Below are 26,459 nucleotides of genomic sequence, written 5' to 3'. Positions count from 1 at the left end.
GCAGCTCTCCGACGGGGGGCGGGGCGTCGGCGGGGCCCCCCCGGGGGCCGCCCCCCGGGCCCCCCCCCTGGACTCCCCCACCAACGCACCGTGCGCGACGGGACCTTGTCCCGTCGCGCACGGTGCGTTCTCCTCTGCCGCGAGGTGCCCCCGGAAACGGAACCTGGATAGGCAAGGACACCCCTCGACACCTGAGGACGAAGCCATGAGTTCCGCCACGCAGGAAGCGGTACGGCCGCAGCTCGCCGATCCGGAGCAGTACCGTCCGGGCCGCACGATCACGGACTGGACGCCGGAGGACCCGTCCTTCTGGCGGACCACGGGGAAGAAGGTGGCCACCCGCAATCTGTGGATCGCCGTGCCGGCGCTGCTGGTGGCCTTCGTGGTCTGGCAGGTCTGGAGCATCACGGCGACGAACCTGAAGGACGTCGGCTTCGGCTTCAGCCAGTCGCAGCTGTTCTGGCTCACCGCCGTTCCGGGCATCACCGGCGGAACGGCCCGGATCTTCTACACCTTCCTGGGACCGAGGATCGGGCAGCGCCGCTTCACCGCGCTCTCGACCGTCGTGCTGATCGTGCCGCTGCTGTGGCTGGGCTTCGCGGTGCAGGACACGTCGACCTCGTACACGACGATGGTCGCGATCGCCGCGCTGTGCGGCATCGGCGGCGCGAACTTCTCCTCCTCGCTCGCCAACATCGGCTTCTTCTACCCGAAGCAGGAGAAGGGCAACGCGACCGGGATCAACGGCGGTCTGGGCAACCTGGGCGTCTCCGTCGTCCAGCTCCTCACGCCCGTCCTGATCACCTCCTCGGTCCTCGCGGTCGGCGCGGGTCAGAAGAAGGCGAACGGCTCGGAGATCCACCTCCAGAACGCGGCCTTCGTGTGGGTCCCCGTGCTGGTCGTGCTCGCAGCGGTGGCCTGGTTCGGGCAGAACGACCTGAAGGTGGCCTCGACCCCCTTCAGCCAGCAGAAGATCATCTTCAAGCGCAAGCACAACTGGCTGATGACCTGGCTCTACGTCGGCACGTTCGGCTCCTTCATCGGCTTCGCCGCGGCCCTGCCGCTGCTCATCAAGACCACTTTCCCCGCGTACTCGGTGGCCACCTACGCCTGGATGGGCCCGGCCCTGGGCGCGCTGGCCCGCTGGGCGGGCGGCTGGATCGCGGACAAGCTGGGCGGCGCGAGGGTGACGATCCTGTCCTTCGTGGGCATGGCGGCCTCGATCATCGGTGTGATCACCTTCCTCCCCTCGGGCTCGGACACCGGCTCCTTCCACGGCTTCTTCTTCTGCTTCCTTTCGGCGTTCTTCTTCTCGGGGATCGGCAACGGCTCGACCTTCCGGCAGATCCCCGTCATCTTCCGCGGACAGCACCTGAAGGGCCTGACGGAGGGCACCCCGCAGTACGCGGCCGCGCTGAAGCAGGCCGAGACCGAGTCGGGCGCGGTGACCGGCTTCACCGCGGCGATCGCCGCCTACGGCTTCTTCTTCATCCCGGCGATGTTCGCCAACTTCACGGTGACGAGCGCGATGTGGGGCTTCGTGGGCTTCTACGCCTCCTGCGTGGTCGTGGCCTGGTGGTTCTACGCCCGCAAGGGCGCTGAGGCCCCCAGCTAGGCCGTCTCTTCCGTGCGGGGTCGGAACCGCCTTCGAGGTGGTTCCGACCCCGTTCGGCGTTCCGTGACGAAATTCTTGTGAAATCTTTCACAAGCGCACGACGGACCTTCGACCTGCTCGAAATGCCAGGTCAGAGCTACCGGGGGAGGACGGGGGCGGGTGATCGCGGGACCTTCGGGCACCGGCTCGGGACCAATGCGGAGGCAAATGATCGATCAAAAGGCGTGCAATGGACACAAGCAACGAGGCGACTGGGAAGGTGCGGGCGATGACTGCCACCCCTGCGGAGACCACGAGGAACGGCAAGGCCTGGGAGGGCTTCAAGGGCGGACTGTGGCGCGACGCCATCGACGTCCGCGACTTCATCCAGCAGAACTACACGCCCTACGAGGGCGACGACTCCTTCCTCGCCGGCCCCACCGAGCGCACCACCGCCGTGTGGAAGTCGATCACCGACAAGTTCCCGGAGGAGCGCGAGAAGGGCGTCTACGACATCGCCCACGACGTCCCGTCGACGATCACCGCGCACGCCCCGGGTTGGATCGACCGCGACAAGGACCTGATCGTCGGCCTCCAGACGGACGCCCCGCTCAAGCGCGCGATCATGCCGTACGGCGGCTGGCGCATGGTCGCCGGCGCCCTGGAGACCTACGGCTACCCGGTCTCCCCGGAGCTGGAGAAGGTCTTCACGGAGTGGCGCAAGACCCACAACGCCGGTGTCTTCGACGCCTACACCCCCGAGATCCGCGCCGCCCGCAAGGCCGGCGTCGTGACCGGCCTGCCGGACGCCTACGGGCGCGGCCGCATCATCGGCGACTACCGCCGCGTGGCCCTCTACGGCGTCGACCGCCTGGTCTCCTTCAAGAAGGAGGAGAAGGAGGAGCTGAACTCCCTCCCGGCCGGCGACCGTTCCCTGGAGGAGACGATCCGGCTGCGCGAGGAGCTCTCCGAGCAGATCCGCGCGCTCGCCGAGCTCAAGGCGATGGCGGCCTCCTACGGCCACGACATCTCCGGCCCGGCGGGCACCGGCCGCGAGGCGATCCAGTGGCTGTACTTCGCCTACCTGGCCGCCGTGAAGGAGCAGAACGGCGCGGCCATGTCGCTCGGCCGCACCTCCACCTTCATCGACGTCTACCTCCAGCGCGACCTGGAGGCCGGCCGCCTCACCGAGGAGCAGGCCCAGGAACTCGTCGACGACTTCATCGTCAAGCTCCGCATCGTCCGCTTCCTGCGCACCCCGGAGTACGACGAGCTGTTCTCCGGCGACCCGACCTGGGTCACCGAGTCGATCGCCGGCATGGGCGAGGACGGCCGTCCGCTGGTCACCAAGTCCTCCTTCCGGTACCTCCAGACCCTCTACAACCTCGGCCCGGCCCCCGAGCCGAACATGACGGTCTTCTGGTCGCCGCGGCTGCCGCAGGGCTTCAAGGAGTTCTGCGCCCGCGTCTCGATCGACACCTCCTCGGTGCAGTACGAGTCGGACGAGCTGATGAGGCCGCGCTTCGGCGACGACACCGCCATCGCGTGCTGTGTCTCCGCGATGCCGGTCGGCAAGCAGATGCAGTTCTTCGGCGCCCGCGTGAACCTCGCCAAGACCCTCCTGTACGCGATCAACGGCGGCCGTGACGAGAAGTCCGGCGCCCAGGTCGGCCCGGCCACCGGAGCCCTGACCGCCGAGGTGCTGGACCACGACGAGGTCATGGCCAAGTTCGACGAGCAGATGGAATGGCTCGCCGCGACCTACGTCCACGCCCTGAACGTCATCCACTACATGCACGACAAGTACGCCTACGAGCGCATCGAGATGGCCCTGCACGACCGCGACGTGCGCCGCACCATGGCCTGCGGCATCGCCGGCCTCTCGGTCGCCGCCGACTCGCTGTCCGCCATCAAGTACGCGAAGGTCTCCGCCGTGCGCGACGAGACGGGGCTCGTGACCGACTACGTCATCGAGGGCGACTACCCGGCGTACGGGAACAACGACGACCGCGTCGACTCCATCGCCGTGTGGCTGGTCGAGGAGTTCATGAAGAAGGTGCGCAGGCACCCGACGTACCGGGGCGCCGAGCACACCCAGTCCGTGCTGACGATCACCTCGAACGTGGTCTACGGCAAGAAGACCGGCAACACCCCCGACGGTCGCCGCGCCGGCGAGCCCTTCTCCCCGGGCGCCAACCCGATGAACGGCCGCGACACCCACGGCTACGTCACCTCGGCGCTGTCGGTCGCCAAGCTCCCCTACGAGGACGCCGAGGACGGCATCTCGCTGACCAACACCGTCACCCCCGACGGCCTGGGCCGCACCCCCGAGGAGCGGATCAAGAACCTGGCGGGCGTGCTCGACGGCTACATGGCCGTCGACGGCTTCCACATGAACGTGAACGTCCTCAACCGCGACACGCTCATGGACGCCATGGAGCACCCGGAGAACTACCCGCAGCTGACCATCCGCGTCAGCGGCTACGCCGTGAACTTCGTCCGCCTCACGCGGGACCAGCAGCTCGACGTGCTGAACCGCACCTTCCACGGCTCGTTGTGAGAGCCCCCTGGACCGCGCGGCCCGGGGCCGGGCCCTCACCCCGGCCCCGGGGCCGTGCACCCACCACAGGAGCACCTGCCATGACCGTCCTCTTCGGTACGAGCATCCCCGTCGGCCAGGCCGCGGCCGTCGCCGTCAGCGCGGGGCGGACCCCGGCCGCCGCCGCGACGCAGCGGCCCAGCGAGGGCTCCGTGCACTCCTGGGACCTCTCCACCGGGGTGGACGGCCCCGGGACCCGGTTCGTGACCTTCCTCGCCGGGTGCCCGCTGACCTGCCTGTACTGCCACAACCCCGACACCATGAAGATGCGCAGCGGCAGGCGCACCTCGGCCGACGACGTCATCGCCGAGGCCCGCAAGTACACCCGGTTCATCGCCGCCGCGGGCGGCGGGGCCACCGTCTCCGGCGGCGAGCCGCTGCTCCAGCCCGTGTTCGCGGGCGAACTGCTGCACCGGATGAAGCACGACCTCGGCCTGCACACCGCCCTCGACACCTCGGGCTTCCTCGGCGCCCGAGCCACCGACGCGCTGCTGCGCGACGTGGACCTGGTCCTGCTCGACATCAAGTCCTGGGACCGCGAGACGTACGAACGCCTCACCAGCCGCCCGCTGGAACCCACCCTCGACTTCGCCCGCCGCCTCGCGGACCTCGGCAAGGAGGTGCACCTGCGGTTCGTGCTGGTGCCCGGGCTGACCGACGCCCACGAGAACGTCGAGGGCGTCGCCGCCTTCGCGGGCACCCTCGGCAACGTCTCGCGGGTCGACGTCCTGCCCTTCCACAAGCTGGGGGAGAGCAAGTGGCAAGCCCTGGGCATGGAGTTCACCCTGCACGACACCCCCTCGCCCACACCGGAGCAGGTGGCCGAGGCCAAGGCGGTCTTCGCCGCTCAGGGACTGAAAGCCGTCTAACCCGTTCGGCCCAATAATAAGTACCGTATAACGGGCTTAATCGGTACAGACCACTTAGCGTGGTGCTGTGTCCGAGCCCACCGAAGTCCTCACCGAAGCCCCACCGCCGGAGCCGCCGGCCCAGCCGCCCCAGAGCCCACCGCCGGCCGGGAAACCCGTCGCCGTACGGGCCACCCTGGCCGGCGTCGCCGTCTCGCTGCTGCTCATCGTCGCGATCGTGCTCGGCAGCCGCCTCCTGCGCGACTTCGACTCGGCGCTGCTGCCGTACGCCGTCGCCACCGTGTTCCTCGCCTTCGGCGTGGCCTACCGGTACACCGTGTGGGTCTCCGCACCCGGCGCGCGCCGCCTCTTCAAGAAGGGGTTCGGCAGCCTCTTCTCCGCCGAGAACTTCCGCAAGGCGCCCACCGCGCTGCCGAAGATGATCGCCACCTACCTGGGCTTCCAGAAGTTCCTCGGCGCCCGCTCGCACGCCCGCTGGGCCGCCCACCAACTCATCTTCTGGGGCTGCGTCCTGGCCGCGCTCATCACCTTCCCGCTGACCTGGGGCTGGTTCACCTTCACCTCGGACAGCGGCTCCGGACCGGGCTACGAGATGCGGATCTGGGGCTTCAAGGTCCTCGGCTTCGACTCGCTGAACGTCCTGGGCTGGCTGATGTTCCACGGCCTGGACATCGCGGCGGTCCTCGTCATCCCCGGCGCCTCGTACTTCCTGTGGCGCCGCATGAAGGACCGGGGCGCGATCACCGGGCAGCGCTTCGCCTACGACCTGCTCCCGCTGATCTGCCTGATCGTGATCTCCGTGACCGGGCTGCTGCTGACCTTCTCGTCGATCTTCCTGCACGGCGGCGGCTACGAGTTCCTGGCCATCCTGCACATGGTGTCGGTGGTGTTCACCCTCGTCTACATCCCGTTCGGGAAGTTCTTCCACATCGTCCAGCGCCCCGCCGCCGTCGGCATGCAGCTCTTCAAGTACACGGCCCGCCAGGACGACCGGGTCTTCGCCTGCAAGCGCTGCGGCGAACCCGTCGACACCGCCCCGTACGTGGAGAACCTGCGCGGCACGATGCGGGACCTGAAGCTCGACTTCGACTCCTGGGCCGAATACTGCCCGCGCTGCAAGCGGGTCCTGCGCGGCACCGCCTATCTGAACCACGTCAAGAAGGGCTTCAAGTGACCGCGACGGACCCCGCCCGGACGGGCCGCCCGCTGCCCATCGACCCCTCCATCGCCCCGCCCGGCACCCGCAACTTCCGCGACGCGGGCGGCATCCCCGCCGACCAGTGGCGCGCCGACCAGAACGGCGAGACCCTCGTCCCCACCCACTGCTGCTTCTGCGGCGTGCAGTGCGGGATGTACCTGCGCGTGGACCGGGGCGGCAAGGTCTTCGGGGTCGAGCCCCGCAACCACGACATCAACCGGATGCGGCTGTGCCCCAAGGGCATCAACGCCTACCAGCAGGTCAACCACCCCGACCGGCTGACGAGCCCGCTGCTGCGCCACTCCCGGGACGAGGAGTTCAGGGAGGCCTCCTGGGACGAGGCCCTCGACTTCACCGTCTCCGAGGTCCGCCGCATCCAGGGCGCCCACGGCAACGACGCCTTCGGCCTGCTCGGCGGCGCCAGCCTCTACTCCGAGAAGACCTACCTGGTCGGCAAGTTCGGCCGGGTCGCCCTCAAGACCCGGCACGTCGACTACAACGGCCGCCTGTGCATGGTCAGCGCCGCCGGCGCCAACAAGCTGTCCTTCGGCATCGACCGGGCCGCCAACCCCTTCTCCGACATCCTCCTCACCGACTGCCTGCTGATCGCCGGGTCGAACGTGGGCGAGTGCTTCCCCGTGATGACCCAGTACCTGTGGGGCGCCCGGGACCGCGGCGCCTCGCTGATCGTCGTCGATCCGCGGGAGACGGCCGTCGCCCGCACCGCCGACGTCCACGTCGCCCTCAAACCCGGCACCGACGCCGCCTTCTTCAACGCCGTCCTGCACGTGGTCATCGCCGAGGGTCTGACCGACGAGGCCTACCTCGCCGCCCACACCACCGGATGGGAAGAGGTCAAGAAGACCGTCCAGGACTACCCGCCCGCCCGCTCCGCCGCGATCTGCGGGGTCCCCGAGGAACAGATCGTCCAGGTGGCCCGCATGTTCGGCGGCGCGGGCAAGGCCATGGCCTTCCACGCGCGCGGGGTCGAACACCACTCGCAGGGCGTCGAGAACTGCCTGACGATCATCAACCTGTGCGTGGCCACCGGGAACCTAGGCAAGCCCGGCGCCGGCTACGGCACCATCACCGGCCAGGGCAACGGCCAGGGCGGCCGCGAACACGGCCAGAAGGCGGACCTGCTGCCCGGCGGCCGCTCCATCATGAACGAGGAGCACCGCCGCCAGATCTGCCGGATCTGGGGCATCGAGGAGTCCGAACTCCCGCCCGCCGGCACCTCCATGATGGAGATGGTCTGGCAGATGCAGCGGCAGGAGATCCGCGGCCTGATCGGCATCTGCAACAACCCCTTCGTCTCCCTCCCCAACTACGGCGCGGTCAAGGAGGGCTACGACCGCCTCGAATTCCACGCCCAGTTCGACTTCTTCCTCTCCGAGACCGCGGCCAACGCGCACGTGGTCTTCCCCGTCACCGTGTGGGCCGAGGACGAAGGCGTCATGGCCAACACCGAGGCCCGCGTCGTCAAGCACAACAAGGCGCAGGAACCGCCCGCCGGAGTGCGCACCGACACCTGGGTGATGTGCGAGCTGGCACGCCGGCTCGGCGCCGGCGACAAGTTCGACTTCGCGGGCTCCCGCGAGGTGTTCGAGGAGCTCCGCATCGCCTCCGCCGGCACGGTCAACGACTACTACGGCATCACCTACGAACGCCTGGAGGAGACCGGCGGCATCATGTGGCCCTGCCCCAGCACCGACCACCCGGGCACCCCCCGGCTGTTCGAGGGCGGCAAGACCTTCCACCCCGACGGGAAGGTCCACATGCAGGTCGTCGAGTGGCACGCGCCGATGGACCCTTACACCGAGGAGTTCCCCCTCTCCCTCACCACCGGCCGAACCGTCGCCCACTTCCTCTCCGGCAACCAGACCCGGCGCCTGGGCGCCCTCGTCGAGCAGACCCCGCGCCCCTGGGTGGAGGTCCACCCCTCGCACGGCTTCCGCAACGGCGACCCGGTCAGGGTGGTCACCCGCCGTGGCAGCGAGGTCTTCCCGGCCCTGGTCACCGAGGCCATCCGGCCGGACACCGTCTTCATCCCCTACCACTGGCCCGTGCCGACGGCCGCGAACGCCCTGACCATCGACGCCCTCGACCCCCGCTCGAAGATCCCCGAGTACAAGGTCTGCGCCGCCCGGATCGAGGCCGGCGAACAGGTCGACGAGGTGCCCGCGCCGCCCACGGCCCCGGGCCGCGTGGCCTATCCGGAGACCCAGGTCTCCCGCACCGACCCCCTGCCGCCCACGTCCTCGCAAGGTCGTGGCACGGCGGAGAGGAGCTGACCCGCCATGATGGGCCGCACGATCTTCATCGACCCGGGTCGCTGCATCGGCTGCCAGGCCTGTGTCTCAGCCTGCCGCGAATGCGACTCCCACCGCGGCAAGTCGATGATCCACCTGGACTACACCGAGCCCGGCATGTCCGTCGCCTCCCTCCCGACCGTCTGCATGCACTGCGAGGATCCCGTCGCGCCCTGCGCCGAGGTCTGCCCCGCCGACGCGATCCTGGTGACCGCCGACGGAGTCGTCCAACAGGCCGACACCACCCGCTGCATCGGCTGCTCCAACTGCGTCAACGCCTGCCCCTTCGGCGTCCCGAAGATCGACCTCCAGGCGAAGCTGCAGATGAAGTGCAACCTCTGCTACGACCGCACCGCCTACGGCCTGGCCCCCATGTGCGCCACCGTCTGCCCCACCGGAGCCCTCTTCTACGGAACCCTCGAAGAACTCCAGGCGGAACGCCCCGGCGTGCAGGTCGCCGACTCCTTCGCCTTCGGCGACGTCGTGGTCAACACCGGCGTGGCGATGGTCGTCCCCGCCGACAAGGTCCAGTGGCCCGTCCCCGGCGGTCTGCCCGTCGTGGAAGTGAACGGAGTGGATGTCCGATGAGCGTCACCGCACAGCCTCCTCCGGCAGCCACCCCGAACCCCGACGGCGACGCCGCCGCCGAGCAGTTGCGCGACCGGATCAGCGCCGACTCCCTCACGACCCGCCGCGACTACCTGCGGATCGTCGCCACCGTCTCCGGCGGCCTGGCCGTCGGCGGTGTCGGCGTCGCCGCCGGCATCCTGCACCGGCACGGCGACAGCGAGAAGCTGCCCGAGCCCAAGAAGGTCACCGACGTGCTGGCACCCGGCCAGTCCGTGGCCTTCCGCTTTCCCGGCGAAGAGGACCGGGCCGTCGCCGTCCGCCTCGCCGACGGCACCCTCGTCGGCTACTCCGCCGTCTGCACCCACCTGGCATGCGCCGTGCTCTGGCGCGAGGACCGCGGGCCGGAAGGCGAGCTGTACTGCCCCTGCCACGAAGGCGTCTTCGACGCGCGCACCGGCGAGGTGACCGCGGGCCCGCCACCGCGCCCGCTCCCCAGGGTCTTCCTGACCGAGCAGGGCGACGGCAGCGTCTGGGCCATCGGCACCGCCCGGTCGGGAGAGCCGGCCAAGGACGCGCTCTGCCGGCAGTTCGGCGATTCCCACCCGGAGTTCTCGGCGCAACTGCGCTGCCCGGGATCGGACCGCGCCGCCGAGCCCGAGAGGAAGCGCACATGAGCGCCCCGCAGGTGCCTCCGCGCCCGGACTACGAGCCGGGTAGCGCCCAGCCCCGGCTGAACCGGCCGGTCCACGAGCGGTACCCGCAGATCCGCTCCACCAGCGGCTACGGAGACCCGCGGATCCGGCACACGGGCCCCGGCCCGGGAGCCGGCACCGAGCAGGAGCCGGAACGGTCCTCGAAGCTCAACGCGCGTCTGGCCCTGGCCCTCACCGTGGTCATCGGACAGCTCTGGGGGCTGACCGTGACCGTCAACGAGTGGATGAAGGGAAACACCGGAACGGCCTGGTGGGGGGCGGGATTCCTGATCCTGTCCTTCCTCGTCGTCCTCGGACTGTGGCTCCTCGACCCCAAGGACCGGTGACCATGTCGATGCCCACGCCCACCCCGCCCGCGGTGCGCTCGCACCGTGCGGAGACCTACAAGCCCGGCGCCACCATCGGCGACTGGCGGCCCGAGGACGACGGCTTCTGGCAGTCCACCGGGCGCAGGGTCGCACAGCGCAACCTCTGGGTCTCGATCCCGGCGCTGATGCTCGCCTTCGTGGTCTGGCAGGTCTGGTCGGTGACCGTCGTCAAGCTGAACGACGTCGGCTTCGGTTTCTCCAAGTCGCAGCTGTTCTGGCTGACCGCCATCCCCGGAATCACCGGCGGCACCTTCCGGATCCTGTACACCTTCATCGGGCCGAACTTCGGCGAGCGGAAGTTCACCGCCTTCAGCACGCTGATCCTGGTCGCGCCGATGCTGTGGCTCGGCTTCGCGCTCCAGGACAACGGCACCCCCTACTGGGAGCTGGCGCTGATCGCCGCCGTCTGCGGCATCGGCGGCGCGAACTTCGCCTCCTCCATGGCCAACATCGGCTTCTTCTTCCCCAAGCGGGAGAAGGGCAGTGCCAACGGCCTCAACGGCGGTCTCGGCAACCTCGGTGTGAGCGTGGTCCAGCTGGTCGCTCCGCTGGTGGTCACCGCGGCCGTGCTGGGCGCCCCGGCGGGCGGCCCGCAGCACGACGCGAAGAACGACACGGACATCTGGCTGCAGAACGGCGCCTTCCTGTGGGTGCCGCTGCTGGTGATCATGGCGCTGCTCGCCTGGTTCCTGATGAACGACCTCAGGGTGGCCGCCGCCCCCTTCAGCCAGCAGAAGATCATCTTCAAGCGCAAGCACAACTGGCTGATGACCTGGCTCTACGTCGGCACCTTCGGCTCCTTCATCGGCTTCGCCGCAGGCCTGCCCCTGCTGATCAAGAACAACTTCGAGTCGCAGGGCTACCAGGCCACCACCTACGCCTGGATCGGCCCCTTCGTCGGCGCGCTCATGCGCTGGGCGGGCGGCTGGCTCGCCGACAGGATCGGCGGCGCGAGGGTCACCATGCTGTCGTTCGTCGGCATGGCCGCGTCCCTGGTCGTGGTGATCTTCGCGCTGCCCTCGGGCGGCGACCAGGGCAACTTCTGGGCCTTCTTCATCGGCTTCCTCGCGGCCTTCGCCTTCTCCGGCCTCGGCAACGGATCGACCTTCCGACAGATCCCGGTGATCTTCCGGGACCAGCACATGCGCGAGGCCGAGGGCAAGGGCCCCGAGGCGCAGGCGGCAGCGCTGAAGCAGTCCGAGATGGAGGCGGGCGCCGTCACCGGCTTCTCCTCCGCCATCGCCGCCTACGGCTTCTTCTTCATCCCCGCGATGTTCGCGGCGATGGCCGTCACCAACGCCCTGTGGATCTTCATCGGCTTCTACGCCACGTGCCTGGCGGTGTGCTGGTGGTTCTACGCCCGCAAGGGCGCCGAGGCCCCCAGCTGAGCGGAGCGGGCGCCGGGGGCGGCCGTACCCTGGAGGCATGAGCACCTCCGCCGCCCCCGACCCGCATCCCGAGCCCGCCGCGAAGCCGGAGCCCAAGCCGGAGGCCCAGCCCAAGCCCAAGCCCAAGCTGGTCTTCGACGACCCCCTGGACCAGCAGTCCTCGGACGACACCGACCGCGGCTGGGGCGAGCGGCCTCCCGCCGGCGGAAGCGCGGCCGACCTGGCCCGCTTCCTCGACGAGAAGCCCCCGCACCACATCTGAGCCGGCGGAACCGTCAGAACGCGTCGCGCGACCCCGGGGTGACGCCCGCGCCGCCGGCGCTGCCATTGCCGTTGCTGCTGGTCCGCTGGGCGACCAGGTTGTCCCGGATCTCCTTGAGGACCTCCAGCTCGGTGATCTCCATCGTCTCCTGGACGCCCTCCCGGGCCTTGCGGCGCTGCTCCTGCTTGGCGAGGTACTTCGCCATCGGCAGGACCATCAGGAAGTACACGACCGCCGCGGTGATCACGAAGGTCAGCGTCGCGTTCAGCACCGAGCCCCAGAGGATCTCGACGCCCGTGGGCTGCCCGTCCGGGCCGAGCTTGCAAGGCTCCTTGATGCAGGTCTTGTAGCCCTCCAGGCTCTTCGTGCCGACCGCGCCCACGACCGGGCCGATGATCCCCTTGACGATCGAGTTCACGATGTTCGTGAACGCGGCGCCGATGACCACGGCGACCGCCAGGTCGACCACGTTGCCGCGCATCAGGAAGGCCTTGAAGCCCGCCAGGACGCTCTCCTTCTTCTTCTCGCCCACCACTGAGCCTTTCTTCGAATCTGCCGAACACGGAGTCAACGGTTCCGAAAGCTACGGCAGTCCAGGCCCGGCGTGTCCAATCGACGCCCACTTGGAGGTGACTTGACTGGGCGTGCGTGCGAATCAGCACAACGTCACCGCCAGCCGTGCCACGGAGCCCGCCCCCACGAGAGCCCGCGCGGTGTCCCGGGGCACGGACAGGACCACGAGGGCCCCACCGTCCCGAACACCCTCCTCGGGATCGGGTACTTCGGCAACCCGGGCCCCCGCGGCCACCACCCTGGGCGGCCCGGCGCGCTCCGCAGCCACCACGTCGACCCGGTCCCCGGGCCGCAGCAGCCGCACCGTCGCCGCGTCGGCGATGCGCACCGGTGCGGAGACCGTCCGCACGGCCGCCTCGGCCGTCGGGGCCTTCACCTCCGCCGGGGCGGCGCCCCGCGAGGCCCGGGCCTCCGTCCCGCCCACCGCCAGGGCCGCCGCGGCCACCGCGAGCCCCGCCGCGGTGGCGCGCCGCCGACGCCGCAGGACCCTGCGCAGCCGGTCCCCGCCCCGCCCCACGCGGAGCGGGGGGAACTGCGGGACCGTGTGCGCGGGGGCACACATGGAGGAGGGATGGATCGCGGAAGAGGGATGGGCCGAGGAAGAGGAAGGGTCCGAAGAGGAAGAACTGGTCGAAGCAGTACGGGACATGAGGAACACCGCCCAGCCGGTCGCGTGCCGTGCCCGGACCCTGCGCCCGGACACACCCCACGATCCGGCCTCCCGCCGACTCCCGCCCCGGCCTGTGGACGGTCCCCGCCCTGTGGATATCGCCGTCACTCACACGGGGGTGATCGTGCACGCCTCCGCGAAGCCCTGGCTGGTCAGACCGAAGGCGCTGTTGACCCGCGAGCGCCAGTTCTCCAGGGCGACCACCGCGGTGAGCTCGACGAACGCCGCCTCGCCGAGCCGCCCGATCAGTTCGGCGGCGAGCTCGTCGGTGACCGTCGGCTCGGTCTCCGTCATGGCCTCGGCGTACTCCATGACGAGCGCCTCCAGCGCGGTGAAGGCCTCGCGGTTCTCCCTCCACCGCGGGACCAGTTCGATCTTCCGCGCCGACAGGCCCTTCTCCCGGCCCTCCCAGTAGCCGAAGTCCATGCACCACGAGCAGTTGATGCGGGCCGCCGCGGCCATCACCGCGAGGTGCTTCAGCCCGGCGTCGAGGGCGTTCCACTTCGCCGCCCGCTGTTCGAGACGGACGTACGAGAACAGCACGCGCGAGTTGTGCCCGTACGCCTGGCCGGGGTCGAGCACCTTGCCGTAGGTGCGGCGCGAGTACCAGGCGCCGATGCGCATGAGGAGGGTGCGGGGCGGGGTGAGCGAGATGCGCGGCATGGCTGTCGTCTCCCGGGAAGCGGTCTCGGTGGGTCCTTCGTCAACAAGGACCGGACAGCCCCCCGGAATGTGACAGCCTCAGGGAAAGATCAAGGAAGTTCGATGCCGAGGTCCCAACCGTCGTGGGCGTGGGTGCACAGGCAGTCGCGGGACTCCGTCTCCGGCAGGGCCGCGACCGCGTCGAAGAGGACCTTGCGCAGGCGGCCCACGTTCTCGCCGAACACCTTCAGGACCTCGGTGTGGGAGACGCCCTCGCCCGTCTCGGCGCCCGCGTCCAGGTCCGTGACCAGGGCCATCGAGGTGTAGCAGAGCCCCAGCTCACGGGCGAGGACCGCCTCCGGGTGACCCGTCATGCCGACCACCGACCAGCCCGCCGCCGCGTGCCACCGAGACTCGGCGCGCGTCGAGAAGCGGGGTCCCTCGATGACGACCATGGTGCCGCCGTCCACCGCGTCCCAGCCCTGCGCCCGGGCCGTCGCGAGCGCCACGGAGCGGCCCACGGGGCAGTACGGGTCGGCGAAGGTGGTGTGCACGACGTTCGGGACGCTGCCGTCGGGCAGGGGCTCCCCGTCGAAGAAGGTCTGCGCGCGGGACTTCGTACGGTCGACCAGCTGGTCCGGAACGATGAGCGTGCCCGGTCCGTACTCGGGCCGCAGGCCGCCCACGGCGCAGGGGCCGAGCACCTGGCGGACGCCGACCGAGCGCAGGGCCCACAGGTTGGCCCGGTAGTTGATCTTGTGCGGCGGGACGGTGTGGGTGCGCCCGTGCCGGGGCAGGAAGGCCACCGTGCGGCCCGCCAGTTCGCCGAGGTAGAGGGAGTCGCTCGGGGGCCCGTACGGGGTGTCCACCTGTATCTCGGAGACGTCCTCCAGGAAGGAGTAGAAGCCCGAGCCGCCGATGACACCGATCTCTGCGTTCGCCATGGAGATCACCCTAACGGGGTCCCCCGGCGCATGCCGGAGGCCCCGCTGCCCGGGAAGGGCTGCGGGGCCTCGGAAAGGCGGTCGGACGGCTCAGGCCGCCGAGGTGGAGCCGGCGCTGCTGCCCGAGCTCGACGACGTCGTCGAGGAGGACGAAGCGGCGGGGGCGGCGGCAGCGGTGGACGTCGTGGACGTCGTCGACGAGGACGACTTCGAGGCAGGGGTGCTGCTCGAAGAGGCGCCACGGCTGTCGTTCCGGTAGAAACCGGAGCCCTTGAAGACGATGCCGACCGCGGAGAACACCTTCTTCAGGCGTCCGTCGCAGCTCGGGCACACGGTCAGCGCGTCATCGGTGAACTTCTGCACGGCCTCAAGGCCCTCACCGCACTCGGTGCACTGGTACTGGTAGGTCGGCACGAATTTCCTCCTGGCACTCTGACTCAATGAGTGCTAACGACGCTCCATGGTGACGTATTCCGGCGGATCAGTCCACCGTCACCGGCACTCGGTGACCGATGCCACGCTCGTTCACCGTGTTCCGGATCACCTTCGGGGCGGCCGGGGCGGACGACTTCACGATCCGGCTCGGGGCCTTCGGGGCCAGCTTCCCGCGCAGGGCCAGCAGGCTGACCAGCGCGAGAACGGTGGCCGCCGCGGGCACCAGGAAGCCGTACGAGGAGCCGTGCGCGTCGGTCAGACGGCCGGCCAGGGTCACGGCGATGGCCTGCCCGAAGGCGATCGAACCGGTCAGCCAGGTGAAGGCCTCGGTCCGGGCGTTCGCCGGGACCAGCTGCTCGACCATCGTGAAGCCGGTGATCAGCGCCGGGGCGATGCACAGGCCGACGACCAGGCCGAGCGCGCCCAGCAGGACCGCCGAGTGCGCGGCCCACAGGACGGACACGACGGCGGTGAGGCCGACGTAGCCCATGAGCAGCCGGCGGCGCGGGCCGATCTTCCAGGTGATGGCGCCCATGGCGATGCCGGCGATCATGTTGCCGGCGGCGAAGATGCCGTAGAGCAGGCCGTTGGCCCCGGGGTTGCCGATCTCGTTGGCGAAGGCGGCGAGCGAGACCTGCATGCCGCCGAAGACGGCGCCGATCCCGAGGAAGGCGAAGATCAGTACGCGCAGGCCGGGGGAGGAGAGCGCGAAGGTGCGCTTCTCACCGGAGGCCGACGGGGCGTGCGGCTTGGGCTGGGTGGCCCGCTGGGCCGCGAAGAGCAGGCCGCCGAGGAGGGTCAGCGTCGCCTCGGTGAACAGGCCGGCCGCCGGGTGGACGCCGGTGCACAGGGCGGTCGCCAGGACCGGGCCGACGACGAAGGTGAATTCGTCGGAGACGGACTCGAAGGCGGCGGCCGTCGGCATCAGCGGCGACCCCTGCAGCTTGGCGGCCCAGCGCGCCCGGACCATCGGTCCGACCTGCGGCACCGAGGCGCCGGTGGGGATGGCGGCCAGGGCCAGCGCCAGTACGGGAGCGTCCATCAGCGCGAGCACCGCCAGGCCGCTGACGGCGGCGGCGTGCGTGAGGACGACGGGGATCAGGACGGCGCTCTGGCCGAAGCGGTCGGTGAAGATGCCCATCAGCGGCGCGGACAGCGCCATGGAGATGCCGGTGACGGCGGCGACGATGCCGGCGCTGCCGTAGGAGCCGGTGGTGTGCTGGACCAGGAGCAGGATGCTGATGGTCAGCATGCCGAAGGGGAGTCGGGCTGCGAAGCCGGGAAGCACGAAGCCGATGGCGCCGGGCGTGCGCAGGAGCTGCCCGTAGCCGGGGCGGGCGGACTTGTCGGTCGTGACCGCGGATGTCACGGCCTTGCCTTTCCGCTGCCTGGTAGAGCGTCCCCGTCTGCGGACGGTGCTCCGCCTTGTGAGCGGCCGCACCCGTACATGTGGGAGCCCCGAGAGCTGTCCTCTTGCGCAGAACCGAGTGATACCTGGGCACCCACTGCGGGAGGGAGCCACGGCCGCTTTGCGGTCGCGCCAGCTCTGCGTCAGGCAGAGTTGGTTCGATCTGTTGTGCCTTCATCATACAGGGAGGGGCGTAAATGGGCCCTGTGATTACGGCGACAGGGAGTGTCTTCGCCTGCGATTAACTGGAACTTCGCCTTCAGAAGCCATCGAAACATGGGTGAATCCGGACGGAATCCACCCAATACATCGAATTAGAGCGACGTTCTAACCCTGGGTGACACCCCTTGTGCCACCTGCGCCGCCGGTTCCGTGGCCCGGCCCGCCGCCCGACCCGTTGCCCGTGCCCAGCCACCCCGCGAGCTTGCCGCCCCGGGCCACCGCCCGCAGTCGCGCTTCCGCCGCGTCCCGCACCGGATCCGTGGCCACGACCAGCAGCTCGTCCCCGCGCCGCAGCACGGTGGACGGCGCCGGTACGAAGCTCTTCGCGTCCCGCACCACCAGGGTCACCGAGGCTCCGGCCGGCAGCCGCAGCTCGCTCACCTCGACACCGTGCATCCGGGAGGCCGGCGGGATCGCGAAGGACAGCAGGTGCCCGCGCAGCTTCTCCAGCGGGGCCGACTCGATTCCGAGGTCGGAGGCGCCCTCGCCGGTGTCGCCGAGCCGCAGCTTGCGCGCCAGCCAGGGCAGCGTCGGCCCCTGCACCAGCGTGTAGACGACGACGAGCACGAAGACGATGTTGAAGACCCGCTCGCTGCCCTCGATCCCGGACACCATCGGAATGGTCGCCAGGATGATGGGCACCGCTCCGCGCAGACCGGCCCACGACATCAGGGCCTGCTCCCGCCAGGGGAGCCGGAAGGGCAGCAGGCTGACGAAGACCTCCAGCGGTCGCGCCACCATCGTCAGCACCAGCCCGATGATCACCGCCGGCCAGAAGTCGTTCACCAGCTCGTGCGGGGTGACCAGCAGGCCCAGCAGCACGAACATGCCGATCTGGGCGATCCAGCCGAGCCCGTCCGCGAACCCCCGTGTTGCCGGCCAGTGCGGAAGCTTCGCGTTGCCGAGCACCATGGCCGCCAGGTAGACGGCGAGGAAGCCGGAGCCGTGCGCCAGCGCGCCGGCCGCGTACGCCACCATCGCGATGGCCATCACGGCGATCGGGTAGAGGCCCGAGGCGGGCAGTGCCACGTGCCGCAGCCCGTACGCGCCCAGGAAGCCCACGGCCAGGCCGATGGCGACGCCCAGCAACAGCTCCAACGCGATCTTGCCGACCAGGACGTACCAGGGGCCCACCGGGCCGACCGTCGCGAAGGCGACGACCAGGATCACGACGGGTGCGTCGTTGAAGCCGGACTCGGCCTCCAGGACACCCGTGATCCGGGAGGGGAGCGGAACCTTGCGCAGTACGGAGAAGACGGCCGCGGCGTCGGTCGAGGAGACGACCGCGCCGATCAGCAGGGCCTGGCGCCATTCCAGTCCGACCAGGTAGTGCGCCCCGGCCGCCGTCACGCTCACGCTGATCGCGACGCCCACCAGCGACAGCACGATCGCCGCCGGCAGGGCCGGCTTGATCTCTTTCCACTTGGTGCCCAGACCACCCTCGGCGAGGATCACGACGAGTGCCGCGTAGCCGATGACCTGGGTCAGCTCGGCGTTGTCGAACACGACGTTGCCTATGCCGTCCTGGCCTATCGCGACGCCTATGCCGAGGTAGATGAGCAGGCTGGGGAGGCCGCTGCGTGAGGAGACGCGTACCGCCGCGACGGCGACGAGCAGCACGAGCGAGCAGACCAGCAGGAGCTCATTGAGCGTGTGGACAGTCAGCGGGCGACCCTTCCTCAAAGCGCACGGGGAAGCCGGTGGACCGCTCCTCCGCGCGACAGGTTCGGCAAGTAGTTCGTTACCTTACCTAATCTTTGACGCTCTCTTTACGCGATAACCACATTGTGAAACGAGTGTTTGCCCCTGTCCTCAGCACCTGGACCCCTGGCGGATCACCGGGGCCGGTCCTGCGCCTATGGTTGCTCCCAGCACTCCCAGGACCACCCTGCCCCTCTAAGGACAGCGATGCCCGCCAACGAAACCGCTCCTCCCGTCAAGAAGAAGGGACGACGAGCCCGTCTGATCGTGCTCGTGCTGGTCCTGGCGCTCTTCGCGGGCCTCGGCTACGGGGCGTACTGGGGCGTGGACGGCGTGCGCGCCTCGTTCCCCCAGACGACCGGCTCCCTCAAGGTGCCCGGCCTGACCGGCACCGTCGACGTCAAGCGCGACGAGCACGGGATCCCGCAGCTCTACGCCGACAACGACGAGGACCTCTTCCGCGCGCAGGGCTTCGTCCACGCCCAGGACCGGTTCTGGGAGATGGACGTACGCCGCCACATGACCTCCGGGCGGCTCTCGGAGATGTTCGGCTCCGGCCAGGTCGAGACCGACGCCTTCCTGCGGACGCTGGGCTGGCGCCAGGTCGCGCAGGAGGAGTACGACAAGAAGCTCTCGCCCGAGACGAAGAAGTACCTCCAGGCCTACGCCGACGGGGTCAACGCGTACCTGAAGGGGAAGTCCGGCAAGGACCTCTCCGTCGAGCACGCCGCCCTGAAGCTCGGCTCCGACTACAAGCCCGAGCAGTGGTCGCCGGTGGACTCGGTGGCCTGGCTCAAGGCCATGGCCTGGGACCTGCGCGGCAACATGCAGGACGAGATCGACCGCGCGCTGATGTCGAGCAAGCTCTCGCCGGCGCAGATCGACGAGCTGTACCCGCCGTACCCCTTCGACCGGAACCGTCCGATCGTCGAGGGCGGCAAGGTCGAGGGCGGCAAGTACACCCCGCAGGGCACCCCGGGCAGCTCCGCCTCGAAGGACGCCACGGGCACCGGCGCCACCGGCGGTGCCAACGGCTCGAACGCGAGCAACGCGAGCACCGCCAACGGCGGCACCACCGGCCCCGCCGGCCTCGCCGACAACGTCACCGCCCAGGGCGCGACCGTGGGCCTGCGCACGCAGATGACCTCCCTCGCCAAGACCCTGGACCAGATCCCCGCGATCCTCGGCCCCAACGGCAGCGGCATCGGCTCGAACTCCTGGGTCGTCTCCGGCAAGTACACGACCACCGGCAAGCCGCTGCTCGCGAACGACCCGCACCTGGCCCCGCAGCTGCCCTCGGTCTGGTACCAGATGGGCCTGCACTGCCGCGCCGTCTCGGCCCAGTGCCAGTACGACGTCGCCGGCTTCACCTTCTCCGGCATGCCGGGCGTGGTCATCGGCCACAACACCGACATCGCCTGGGGCATGACCAACCTCGGCGCCGACGTCACCGACCTCTACCTGGAGCAGGTCAAGCCCGAGGGCTACGTCTACGACAACAGGGTGCTCCCCTTCACCACCCGCGTCGAAGAGATCAAGATCGCGGGCGAGAAGAGCAAGAAGATCACCGTCCGCACCACCAACAACGGTCCGCTGATCTCCGACCGCAGCGACGAGCTCGGCACGGTCGGCTCCCGCGCCCCCGTGGCCTCCTCGGCCCCCGACCGGGGCACCGGCTACGCCGTCGCCCTGCGCTGGACCGCCCTCGACCCGGGCAAGTCCATGGACGCGGTCTTCAGGCTCGACAAGGCCAAGAACTTCGACGACTTCCGCAAGGCGGCCGCCGACTTCGAGGTCCCCTCCCAGAACCTGATCTACGCCGACAACAAGGGCCAGTACGGGAACATCGGCTACCAGGCCCCCGGCCGGATCCCGGTGCGCGGCGCCGGCGACGGCCGCATGCCCGCCCCGGGCTGGGACCCCAAGTACGCCTGGAAGGGCACCGCGGGCAGCGCCACCGGCTGGATCCCGCAGAACGAGCTCCCCTGGGAGCAGAACCCGCAGCGCGGCTTCATCGTCACCGCCAACCAGGCGGTCGTCGAGAGCGGCACCGGCGCCGGCAAGTACCCGAACACGCTGACCACCGACTGGGGCTACGGCGCCCGCAGCCAGCGGATCAACGACCTCATCGAGGCGAAGATCAAGGACAGCGGCAAGATCTCGACCGACGACATGCGCGCCATGCAGATGGACAACAGCAGCGAGATCGCCGCGCTGCTCACCCCGATGCTCGCCAAGATCGAGGTCAAGGACCCGGACGTGCGCTCCGCGCAGAAGCTGCTGGAGGGCTGGAACTACACCCAGGAGCCCGACTCGGCCGCGGCCGCGTACTTCAACGCGGTCTGGCGCAACATCCTCAAGCTGGCCTTCGGCGACAAGATGCCGAAGGAGCTGCGCATCGAGGGCAGCTGCATGAACGTCCACGACCAGAGCAGCGGCCCCAACGACGACCTGGCCGAAGTGGTCCGCGAATGCGGCATGCGCGGCAGCGACTCGGCGCAGCCGGACGGAGGCGACCGCTGGTTCGAGGTGGTCCGCCGCCTCGTCAAGGACGAGAAGTCGGCCTGGTGGGCCGCGCCGAAGAAGAACCTGACCGTGCCGGCGACCACCACCCGCGACGAGCTGTTCGCGCGGGCCATGGAGGACGCCCGCTGGGAGCTGACCGCCAAGCTCGGCAAGGACCAGTCCACCTGGAGCTGGGGCCGGCTGCACCAGCTGAACCTGAAGAACCAGACGATCGGCACCGAGGGCCCCGGCTTCATGCAGTGGCTCCTCAACCGCGGCCCCTGGAACCTGGGCGGCGGCGAGGCCACCGTCAACGCGACCGGCTGGAACGCCTCCAGCGGGTACGGGGTGACGTGGGTGCCGTCGATGCGGATGGTCGTGAACCTCAACGACCTCGACAAGTCCCGATGGATCAACCTCACGGGCGCCTCGGGGCACACGTACCACTCGAACTACACCGACCAGACGACGATGTGGGCCAAGGGCGAGCTCCTGGAGTGGCCCTTCGGCAAGGAGGCCGTCGACAAGGCGACGGTCGACACCCTGACCCTCAAGCCCTAGCGGCCCACAGGCCTCAGAAGCCACACGCCTTAGAAGCGGAGCACCCCGGAAGGGGTGGCCACCGCACGCACGGGGTGGTCGTGCGGTTCCTCCGGGACCCGCGCGACCACCTCGTCGTCGTAGAGGAGCACCACCAGCGCGGGATGGGCCCCGGCGCGCTCCAGCCGCTGAAGGACCCGGTCGTACGAGCCCCCGCCGCGACCGAGCCGCATCCCGCGCCCGTCCACCGCGAGCCCCGGCAGCAGCACGGCCTCGGCGCCGGTCACCGCGTCCGGCCCGAGCGCCGGGCCGGAGGGCTCCAGCAGCCGCATCTTCCCGGGGTGCGCGGCCTCGGCGAGGCTCGCCGGGCCCTCGTAGGCGGCCCAGTCGAGATCGTTGTCGGGCAGCAGCAGGGGGAGCAGCACGCGCTTCCCGGCCGCGCGCAGGGCGTCGAGCAGATCGCGGGTGCCCGGTTCCGTGCCGACGGATACGTACGCGGCCACCGTGTGCGCGTCGGCCAGTTCGGGCAGTTCCACGGCCCTGGCGGCGAGCGCGGCGGCCGCCGCGCTGCAGGCGTCGGGGGACAAGGCGCGGCGGGCTGCGAGGAGTTCCCGGCGCAGCTCGGCCTTGGTGGAGGCGGCGGTGTGCGGGTTCTCATTCACAGCGAACCAAATCTTCCTTGGAATATGGACATAAGTGGATCTACCTACCGCGATCCCGTTGAGCGTCCGCCGGGACCCACTATCGTTCTGGCCATGACTATGTTGCACCCCGTGATCAAGAAGGCTGTTATTCCGGCTGCGGGCCTCGGTACTCGTTTTCTTCCGGCGACCAAGGCGACCCCGAAGGAAATGCTCCCGGTTGTGGACAAGCCGGCCATCCAGTACGTGGTCGAGGAGGCCGTGGGAGCCGGACTCGACGACGTCCTCATGATCACTGGGCGTAACAAGCGTGCCCTGGAAGACCACTTCGACCGGAACTACGAGCTGGAATCGGCGCTCATCGCCAAGGGCGACGACGACCGGCTGAAGAAGGTCCAGGAGTCCAGCGACCTGGCCACCATGCACTACGTCCGCCAGGGCGACCCGCGCGGCCTCGGCCACGCCGTGCTGTGCGCCGAACCGCACGTCGGCCGGGAGCCCTTCGCCGTCCTCCTCGGCGACGACCTCATCGACCCGCGCGACCCGCTGCTGCGTCAGATGGCCGACATCCACTCCCGCACCGGCGGCACCGTCATCGCCCTCATGGAGGTGGACCCGGCCAACGTGCACCTCTACGGCTGCGCCGCTGTCGAGGCCACCGACGAGGAGGACGTGGTCCGGATCACCGGGCTCGTCGAGAAGCCGGACCCCGCGGACGCCCCCAGCAATTACGCGGTCATCGGACGCTACGTCCTCAACCCCGCGATCTTCGACATACTGCGGGAGACCGAGCCGGGCCGCGGTGGGGAGATCCAGCTCACCGACGCCCTGCAGAAGCTGGCCGCGGACGAGACCGTCGGCGGTCCGGTGCACGGCGTGGTCTTCCGGGGTCGTCGTTACGACACCGGTGACCGCGGCGACTACCTGCGGGCCATCGTCCGCCTCGCGTGCGAGCGCGAGGACCTGGGTCCGGAGTTCCGCACCTGGCTTCACCGTTACGTCACGGAGGAGATGTAGCACCTTGAGCAGTTCCGCACCGCAGGAGACCGGCCACCGTCTGTGGTCCGTGGACGAGCACCTCGCGGACGTCCTCGCCGCCGTCCGCCCGCTGGAGCCGATCGAGCTCCAGTTGCTGGACGCCCAGGGCTGTGTCCTGGTCGAGGACGTCACCGTGCCCGTCGCCCTCCCGCCCTTCGACAACAGCTCCATGGACGGTTACGCCGTCCGGGTCGCCGACGTCCAGGGTGCGAGCGAGGAGTTCCCCGCGGTGCTGACGGTCGTCGGGGACGTCGCGGCGGGCAGCGGTGAGCTGCCCACCGTCGGCCCCGGCGAGGCCGCCCGCATCATGACCGGCGCCCCGCTTCCGCCCGGCGCGGAAGCCGTCGTACCGGTCGAGTGGACCGACGGCGGCGCCGGCGGCGGCGCGGTCTCCGGGATGACCCCGGCCAGCGCCGCCCCCGACGGCGCGGCCGGCGAGGTGCGGGTGCACCGGGCCGCCGAGGCGCGGGCGCACGTCCGCTCGCGCGGCAGCGACGTACAGGCCGGGGACCTGGCCCTGGCCGCGGGGACCGTGCTCGGCCCGCCGCAGATCGCCCTGCTCGCCGCCATCGGACGCGGCACCGTTCGGGTGCGGCCGCGCCCGCGCGTGGTCGTCCTGTCCACGGGCAGCGAGCTGGTCCAGCCGGGCGAGGCGCTGGCCGCCGGGACGATCTACGACTCCAACAGCTTCGCGCTGGCCGCGGCCGCGCGGGACGCCGGGGCCATCGCCTACCGGGTCGGGGCGGTCGCGGACGACGCCGACACCCTGCGCTCCACCATCGAGGACCAGCTGATCCGGGCCGACCTGCTCGTCACCACGGGTGGGGTCAGCGTCGGCGCGTACGACGTGGTCAAGGAGGCACTGTCCTCGGTCGGCCAGGGCGACGCCGGCGCCGACGGCACGGACGGCGGCGACATCGACGGCGGCCGGATGGACTTCCGCAAGCTCGCCATGCAGCCCGGCAAGCCGCAGGGCTTCGGCACGATCGGCCCGGACCACACCCCGCTGCTGGCCCTGCCCGGCAACCCGGTGTCCTCGTACGTCTCCTTCGAGCTGTTCGTGCGCCCCGCCATCCGGACGCTCATGGGCCTGCCGGAGTCCGAGGTGCGCCGCCCCAGCGTGCGTGCGGTGCTGACGGCCGACAAGGCGCTCGGCTCCCCGGCCGGCCGCCGCCAGTTCCTGCGCGGCAAGTACGACGCGGAAAGCGGCACGGTCAGCCCGGTCGGCGGATCGGGCTCCCACCTGATCGCCGCGCTGGCGCACGCCGACTCGCTGATGGTCGTACCGGAGGACGTCACTTCGGTGGAGCCGGGCACCGAGCTCGAAGTGGTCCTGCTCGGCTGAACCGGGGCCGTTGCCGGTAGCGTGTGTCGCACCACACAGGCCCCGCGCGGGCCCAGAGCGGAGCGGCGCAGCAATGAGTACCCAGAGCAGGCTGACCCACATCGACGAGGCCGGCGCGGCCCGGATGGTCGACGTCTCCGAGAAGGACGTCACCACCCGGACGGCGCGGGCCAGCGGACGGGTACTCGTCTCCCCCCGGGTGATCGAGCTGCTGCGCGGCGAGGGCGTCCCCAAGGGCGACGCCCTCGCGACCGCGCGGATCGCCGGGATCATGGGGGCCAAGAAGACCCCCGACCTGATCCCGCTCTGCCACCCGCTGGCCGTTTCGGGCGTGAAGGTCGACCTGGAGGTCGCCGACGACGCCGTCGAGATCCTCGCCACCGTCAAGACGACCGACCGCACGGGCGTCGAGATGGAGGCGCTGACCGCCGTCGCGGTCGCCGGGCTCACCGTGATCGACATGGTCAAGGCCGTGGACAAGGGCGCCGTCATCACGGACGTCCGGGTGGAGGAGAAGACCGGCGGCAAGTCCGGCGACTGGGCGCGCTCGTGAACCCCCCGCGCGGCGGCGAGGTCCACAGCCACAGCCACGGCCCCCGGCCGGAGGAGGGGGCCCGTGCGGCCGCCGCCCAAGGCCGGGCCCTCGTCGTCACGGCCTCGAACCGGGCCTCGCAGGGCGTGTACGAGGACAAGGGCGGCCCGCTGCTCGCCGAGGCGCTGGAGAAGCTCGGCTTCGCGGTGGACGGCCCGAGGGTGGTCCCCGACGGCGATCCCGTCGAGCAGGCGTTGCGCGAGGGCGTGGCCGCGGGTTACGACGTCATCCTGACCACCGGCGGCACCGGCATCTCGCCCACCGACCGCACCCCCGACGCCACCGCCCGGGTGCTGGACTACGAGATCCCGGGCATCCCGCAGGCCATCCGCGCCGAGGGCCTGGCGAAGGTGCCGACCGCGGCGCTGTCCCGGGGGCTGGCGGGCGTCGCCGGGCACACCCTGATCGTGAACCTGCCGGGCTCCACGGGCGGTGTGCGCGACGGTCTCGCCGTCCTCTCCCGCGTCATCCCGCACGCCGTGGACCAGATCCGCGGCGGAGACCACCCCAGACCGGCCGAACCCTCCGGGAGCACGAGCTGAACGGCCCCACCTGGCCGGTGGTCCTGACCGACGGCGACGTCACCCTCCGGCCGATAAAACTGCGGGACCAGAAGGCCTGGCGGGAGGTCAACCGCCGCAACCGGGACTGGCTCCGGCCGTGGGAGGCCACCATTCCGCCGCCCGCCCCCTGGGGGCCGGTGATACAGCGGCCGACGTACCGCCAGATGGTCCGCCACCTGCGGGCCGAGGCGAACGCGGGCCGGATGCTGCCCTTCGTCATCGAGTACCAGGGCCGGCTGGTCGGCCAGCTCACCGTCGCCGGGATCACCTGGGGCTCGATGTGTGCGGCGCACGTCGGCTATTGGGTGGACCGCGACGTGGCCGGCCGCGGGGTCATGCCCACGGCGGTGGCGCTGGCGGTGGACCACTGCTTCGCGAAGGTCGGACTGCACCGGATCGAGGTGTGCATCCGCCCCGAGAACGGACCGAGCCGACGGGTCGTGGAGAAGCTGGGCCTGCGCGAGGAGGGGCTGCGTCCGCGCTACCTGCACATCGACGGTGCCTGGCGCGACCACCTCGTCTACGCGGTCACGGCGGAGGAGGTGCCGGACGGGCTGCTGCGGCGCTGGCAGCGGTCCCGGCAGTCGGGGGCCCCGCCGAAATAGATAATCGATTATCCGTTCGATTTATCGAGCCGGGTAGGCCCCGGGTAACCGATTTGCCCATAACCTGATCCGAAGAATCACAAAAAAAGTCCGTGATATCAGCGAGATCGCGCGACACACCGGCCCAATTGGCCGATCCCGTAGGCCGCGTCCCTCTACGGT

General features: G+C 70.3%; 24 protein-coding genes. 16 read left to right on the top strand and 8 right to left on the bottom strand.

The genetic code is table 11. The annotated features are described in order from the left end of the window. The first annotated feature begins 205 nt into the window (after positions 1–205). From ACFYYJ_RS18560 to ACFYYJ_RS18515, 10 genes are all read left to right on the top strand, one after another. Positions 206–1,615 (top strand): NarK family nitrate/nitrite MFS transporter, encoded by a 1,410-nt coding sequence (locus ACFYYJ_RS18560; protein WP_389133690.1) that lies wholly within the window; start codon positions 206–208, stop codon positions 1,613–1,615. Between the two features lie 268 nt (positions 1,616–1,883). After that, positions 1,884–4,154, top strand: a complete 2,271-nt coding sequence (gene pflB, locus ACFYYJ_RS18555; protein WP_389133689.1) for a formate C-acetyltransferase — start codon at positions 1,884–1,886, stop codon at positions 4,152–4,154. Between the two features lie 80 nt (positions 4,155–4,234). Then, the gene (gene pflA, locus ACFYYJ_RS18550) at positions 4,235–5,062 is read left to right on the top strand and encodes a pyruvate formate-lyase-activating protein (RefSeq protein ID WP_385122674.1); all 828 of its coding nucleotides are present in this window, start codon (positions 4,235–4,237) and stop codon (positions 5,060–5,062) included. Between the two features lie 67 nt (positions 5,063–5,129). Next, positions 5,130–6,236, top strand: coding sequence for an MFS transporter (locus tag ACFYYJ_RS18545; RefSeq protein ID WP_389133686.1), 1,107 nt, complete (start codon positions 5,130–5,132; stop codon positions 6,234–6,236). Beyond that, the gene (locus ACFYYJ_RS18540) at positions 6,233–8,554 is read left to right on the top strand and encodes a molybdopterin oxidoreductase family protein (protein ID WP_389133683.1); all 2,322 of its coding nucleotides are present in this window, start codon (positions 6,233–6,235) and stop codon (positions 8,552–8,554) included. Before ACFYYJ_RS18545 ends, ACFYYJ_RS18540 begins: the two co-directional genes overlap by 4 nt. A 6-nt stretch (positions 8,555–8,560) precedes the next feature. Then, positions 8,561–9,160 carry a 4Fe-4S dicluster domain-containing protein gene (locus ACFYYJ_RS18535; protein WP_389133680.1) on the top strand — a complete coding sequence of 200 codons (600 nt, stop codon included), beginning with the start codon at positions 8,561–8,563 and terminating at the stop codon, positions 9,158–9,160. Further along, the gene (locus ACFYYJ_RS18530) at positions 9,157–9,816 is read left to right on the top strand and encodes a ubiquinol-cytochrome c reductase iron-sulfur subunit (protein WP_385361668.1); all 660 of its coding nucleotides are present in this window, start codon (positions 9,157–9,159) and stop codon (positions 9,814–9,816) included. Before ACFYYJ_RS18535 ends, ACFYYJ_RS18530 begins: the two co-directional genes overlap by 4 nt. Next, positions 9,813–10,181: a hypothetical protein gene (locus ACFYYJ_RS18525; RefSeq protein ID WP_389133676.1), complete on the top strand. Its 369-nt coding sequence runs from the start codon at positions 9,813–9,815 to the stop codon at positions 10,179–10,181. Before ACFYYJ_RS18530 ends, ACFYYJ_RS18525 begins: the two co-directional genes overlap by 4 nt. Before the next feature lie 2 nt (positions 10,182–10,183). Continuing rightward, entirely contained in the window at positions 10,184–11,611 is a 1,428-nt protein-coding gene (locus tag ACFYYJ_RS18520) for a NarK family nitrate/nitrite MFS transporter (protein WP_389133675.1), read from the top strand. A gap of 37 nt (positions 11,612–11,648) precedes the next feature. Beyond that, positions 11,649–11,873: a hypothetical protein gene (locus tag ACFYYJ_RS18515; protein ID WP_389133673.1), complete on the top strand. Its 225-nt coding sequence runs from the start codon at positions 11,649–11,651 to the stop codon at positions 11,871–11,873. Positions 11,874–11,886: 13 nt separating this feature from the next. Here ACFYYJ_RS18515 and mscL read toward each other — a convergent pair whose 3' ends face one another. The 7 genes from mscL to ACFYYJ_RS18480 form a co-directional block, all read right to left on the bottom strand. Further along, positions 11,887–12,408, bottom strand: coding sequence for a large conductance mechanosensitive channel protein MscL (mscL, locus tag ACFYYJ_RS18510; protein ID WP_385122658.1), 522 nt, complete (start codon positions 12,406–12,408; stop codon positions 11,887–11,889). Positions 12,409–12,528: 120 nt separating this feature from the next. Next, positions 12,529–13,008 carry a hypothetical protein gene (locus ACFYYJ_RS18505; RefSeq protein WP_385361664.1) on the bottom strand — a complete coding sequence of 160 codons (480 nt, stop codon included), beginning with the start codon at positions 13,006–13,008 and terminating at the stop codon, positions 12,529–12,531. Between the two features lie 216 nt (positions 13,009–13,224). Then, a complete protein-coding gene (locus ACFYYJ_RS18500) occupies positions 13,225–13,779 on the bottom strand; it encodes a carboxymuconolactone decarboxylase family protein (RefSeq protein ID WP_385122653.1) in 555 nt (184 codons plus the stop codon). 89 nt (positions 13,780–13,868) lie between these two features. After that, entirely contained in the window at positions 13,869–14,702 is an 834-nt protein-coding gene (locus ACFYYJ_RS18495; RefSeq protein WP_385122652.1) for an S-methyl-5'-thioadenosine phosphorylase, read from the bottom strand. Between the two features lie 90 nt (positions 14,703–14,792). Continuing rightward, complete coding sequence (locus ACFYYJ_RS18490) at positions 14,793–15,116, bottom strand: FmdB family zinc ribbon protein (RefSeq protein WP_389133668.1); 324 nt, start codon at positions 15,114–15,116, stop codon at positions 14,793–14,795. A 67-nt stretch (positions 15,117–15,183) separates the two neighbouring features. Next, positions 15,184–16,506, bottom strand: coding sequence for an MFS transporter (locus ACFYYJ_RS18485; RefSeq protein ID WP_389133665.1), 1,323 nt, complete (start codon positions 16,504–16,506; stop codon positions 15,184–15,186). Between the two features lie 366 nt (positions 16,507–16,872). After that, a complete protein-coding gene (locus ACFYYJ_RS18480) occupies positions 16,873–18,387 on the bottom strand; it encodes a potassium/proton antiporter (protein WP_389134005.1) in 1,515 nt (504 codons plus the stop codon). A gap of 288 nt (positions 18,388–18,675) precedes the next feature. On the opposite strand from ACFYYJ_RS18480, the gene ACFYYJ_RS18475 reads away from it, so the two are divergent. Further along, positions 18,676–21,534 carry a penicillin acylase family protein gene (locus ACFYYJ_RS18475; protein ID WP_389133663.1) on the top strand — a complete coding sequence of 953 codons (2,859 nt, stop codon included), beginning with the start codon at positions 18,676–18,678 and terminating at the stop codon, positions 21,532–21,534. A gap of 29 nt (positions 21,535–21,563) precedes the next feature. Here the strand turns inward: ACFYYJ_RS18475 and ACFYYJ_RS18470 are convergent, their stop codons facing one another. After that, on the bottom strand, positions 21,564–22,175 hold the full coding sequence (locus tag ACFYYJ_RS18470) for a 5-formyltetrahydrofolate cyclo-ligase (RefSeq protein ID WP_385122644.1): 612 nt from the start codon (positions 22,173–22,175) through the stop codon (positions 21,564–21,566). Positions 22,176–22,268: 93 nt separating this feature from the next. On the opposite strand from ACFYYJ_RS18470, the gene galU reads away from it, so the two are divergent. The 5 genes from galU to ACFYYJ_RS18445 all read left to right on the top strand — a co-directional run bounded on the left by galU (position 22,269) and on the right by ACFYYJ_RS18445 (position 26,297). Beyond that, positions 22,269–23,171: a UTP--glucose-1-phosphate uridylyltransferase GalU gene (galU, locus tag ACFYYJ_RS18465; RefSeq protein ID WP_385122642.1), complete on the top strand. Its 903-nt coding sequence runs from the start codon at positions 22,269–22,271 to the stop codon at positions 23,169–23,171. A gap of 4 nt (positions 23,172–23,175) precedes the next feature. Beyond that, on the top strand, positions 23,176–24,537 hold the full coding sequence (gene glp / locus ACFYYJ_RS18460) for a gephyrin-like molybdotransferase Glp (protein ID WP_389133659.1): 1,362 nt from the start codon (positions 23,176–23,178) through the stop codon (positions 24,535–24,537). 73 nt (positions 24,538–24,610) lie between these two features. Then, a complete protein-coding gene (gene moaC / locus ACFYYJ_RS18455) occupies positions 24,611–25,090 on the top strand; it encodes a cyclic pyranopterin monophosphate synthase MoaC (RefSeq protein WP_385361652.1) in 480 nt (159 codons plus the stop codon). Between the two features lie 125 nt (positions 25,091–25,215). Next, positions 25,216–25,671 carry a molybdenum cofactor biosynthesis protein B gene (locus ACFYYJ_RS18450; RefSeq protein ID WP_385122692.1) on the top strand — a complete coding sequence of 152 codons (456 nt, stop codon included), beginning with the start codon at positions 25,216–25,218 and terminating at the stop codon, positions 25,669–25,671. Positions 25,672–25,688: 17 nt separating this feature from the next. Further along, positions 25,689–26,297: a GNAT family N-acetyltransferase gene (locus ACFYYJ_RS18445; RefSeq protein WP_385122635.1), complete on the top strand. Its 609-nt coding sequence runs from the start codon at positions 25,689–25,691 to the stop codon at positions 26,295–26,297. The last annotated feature ends 162 nt before the right edge of the window (positions 26,298–26,459 follow it).

Source organism: Streptomyces sp. NPDC002467 (assembly GCF_042889825.1).
Classification (GTDB): Bacteria; Actinomycetota; Actinomycetes; order Streptomycetales; family Streptomycetaceae; genus Streptomyces.
Note: the sequence above shows the minus strand (reverse complement) of the source record. Positions and strands in the feature narration are given on the sequence as shown.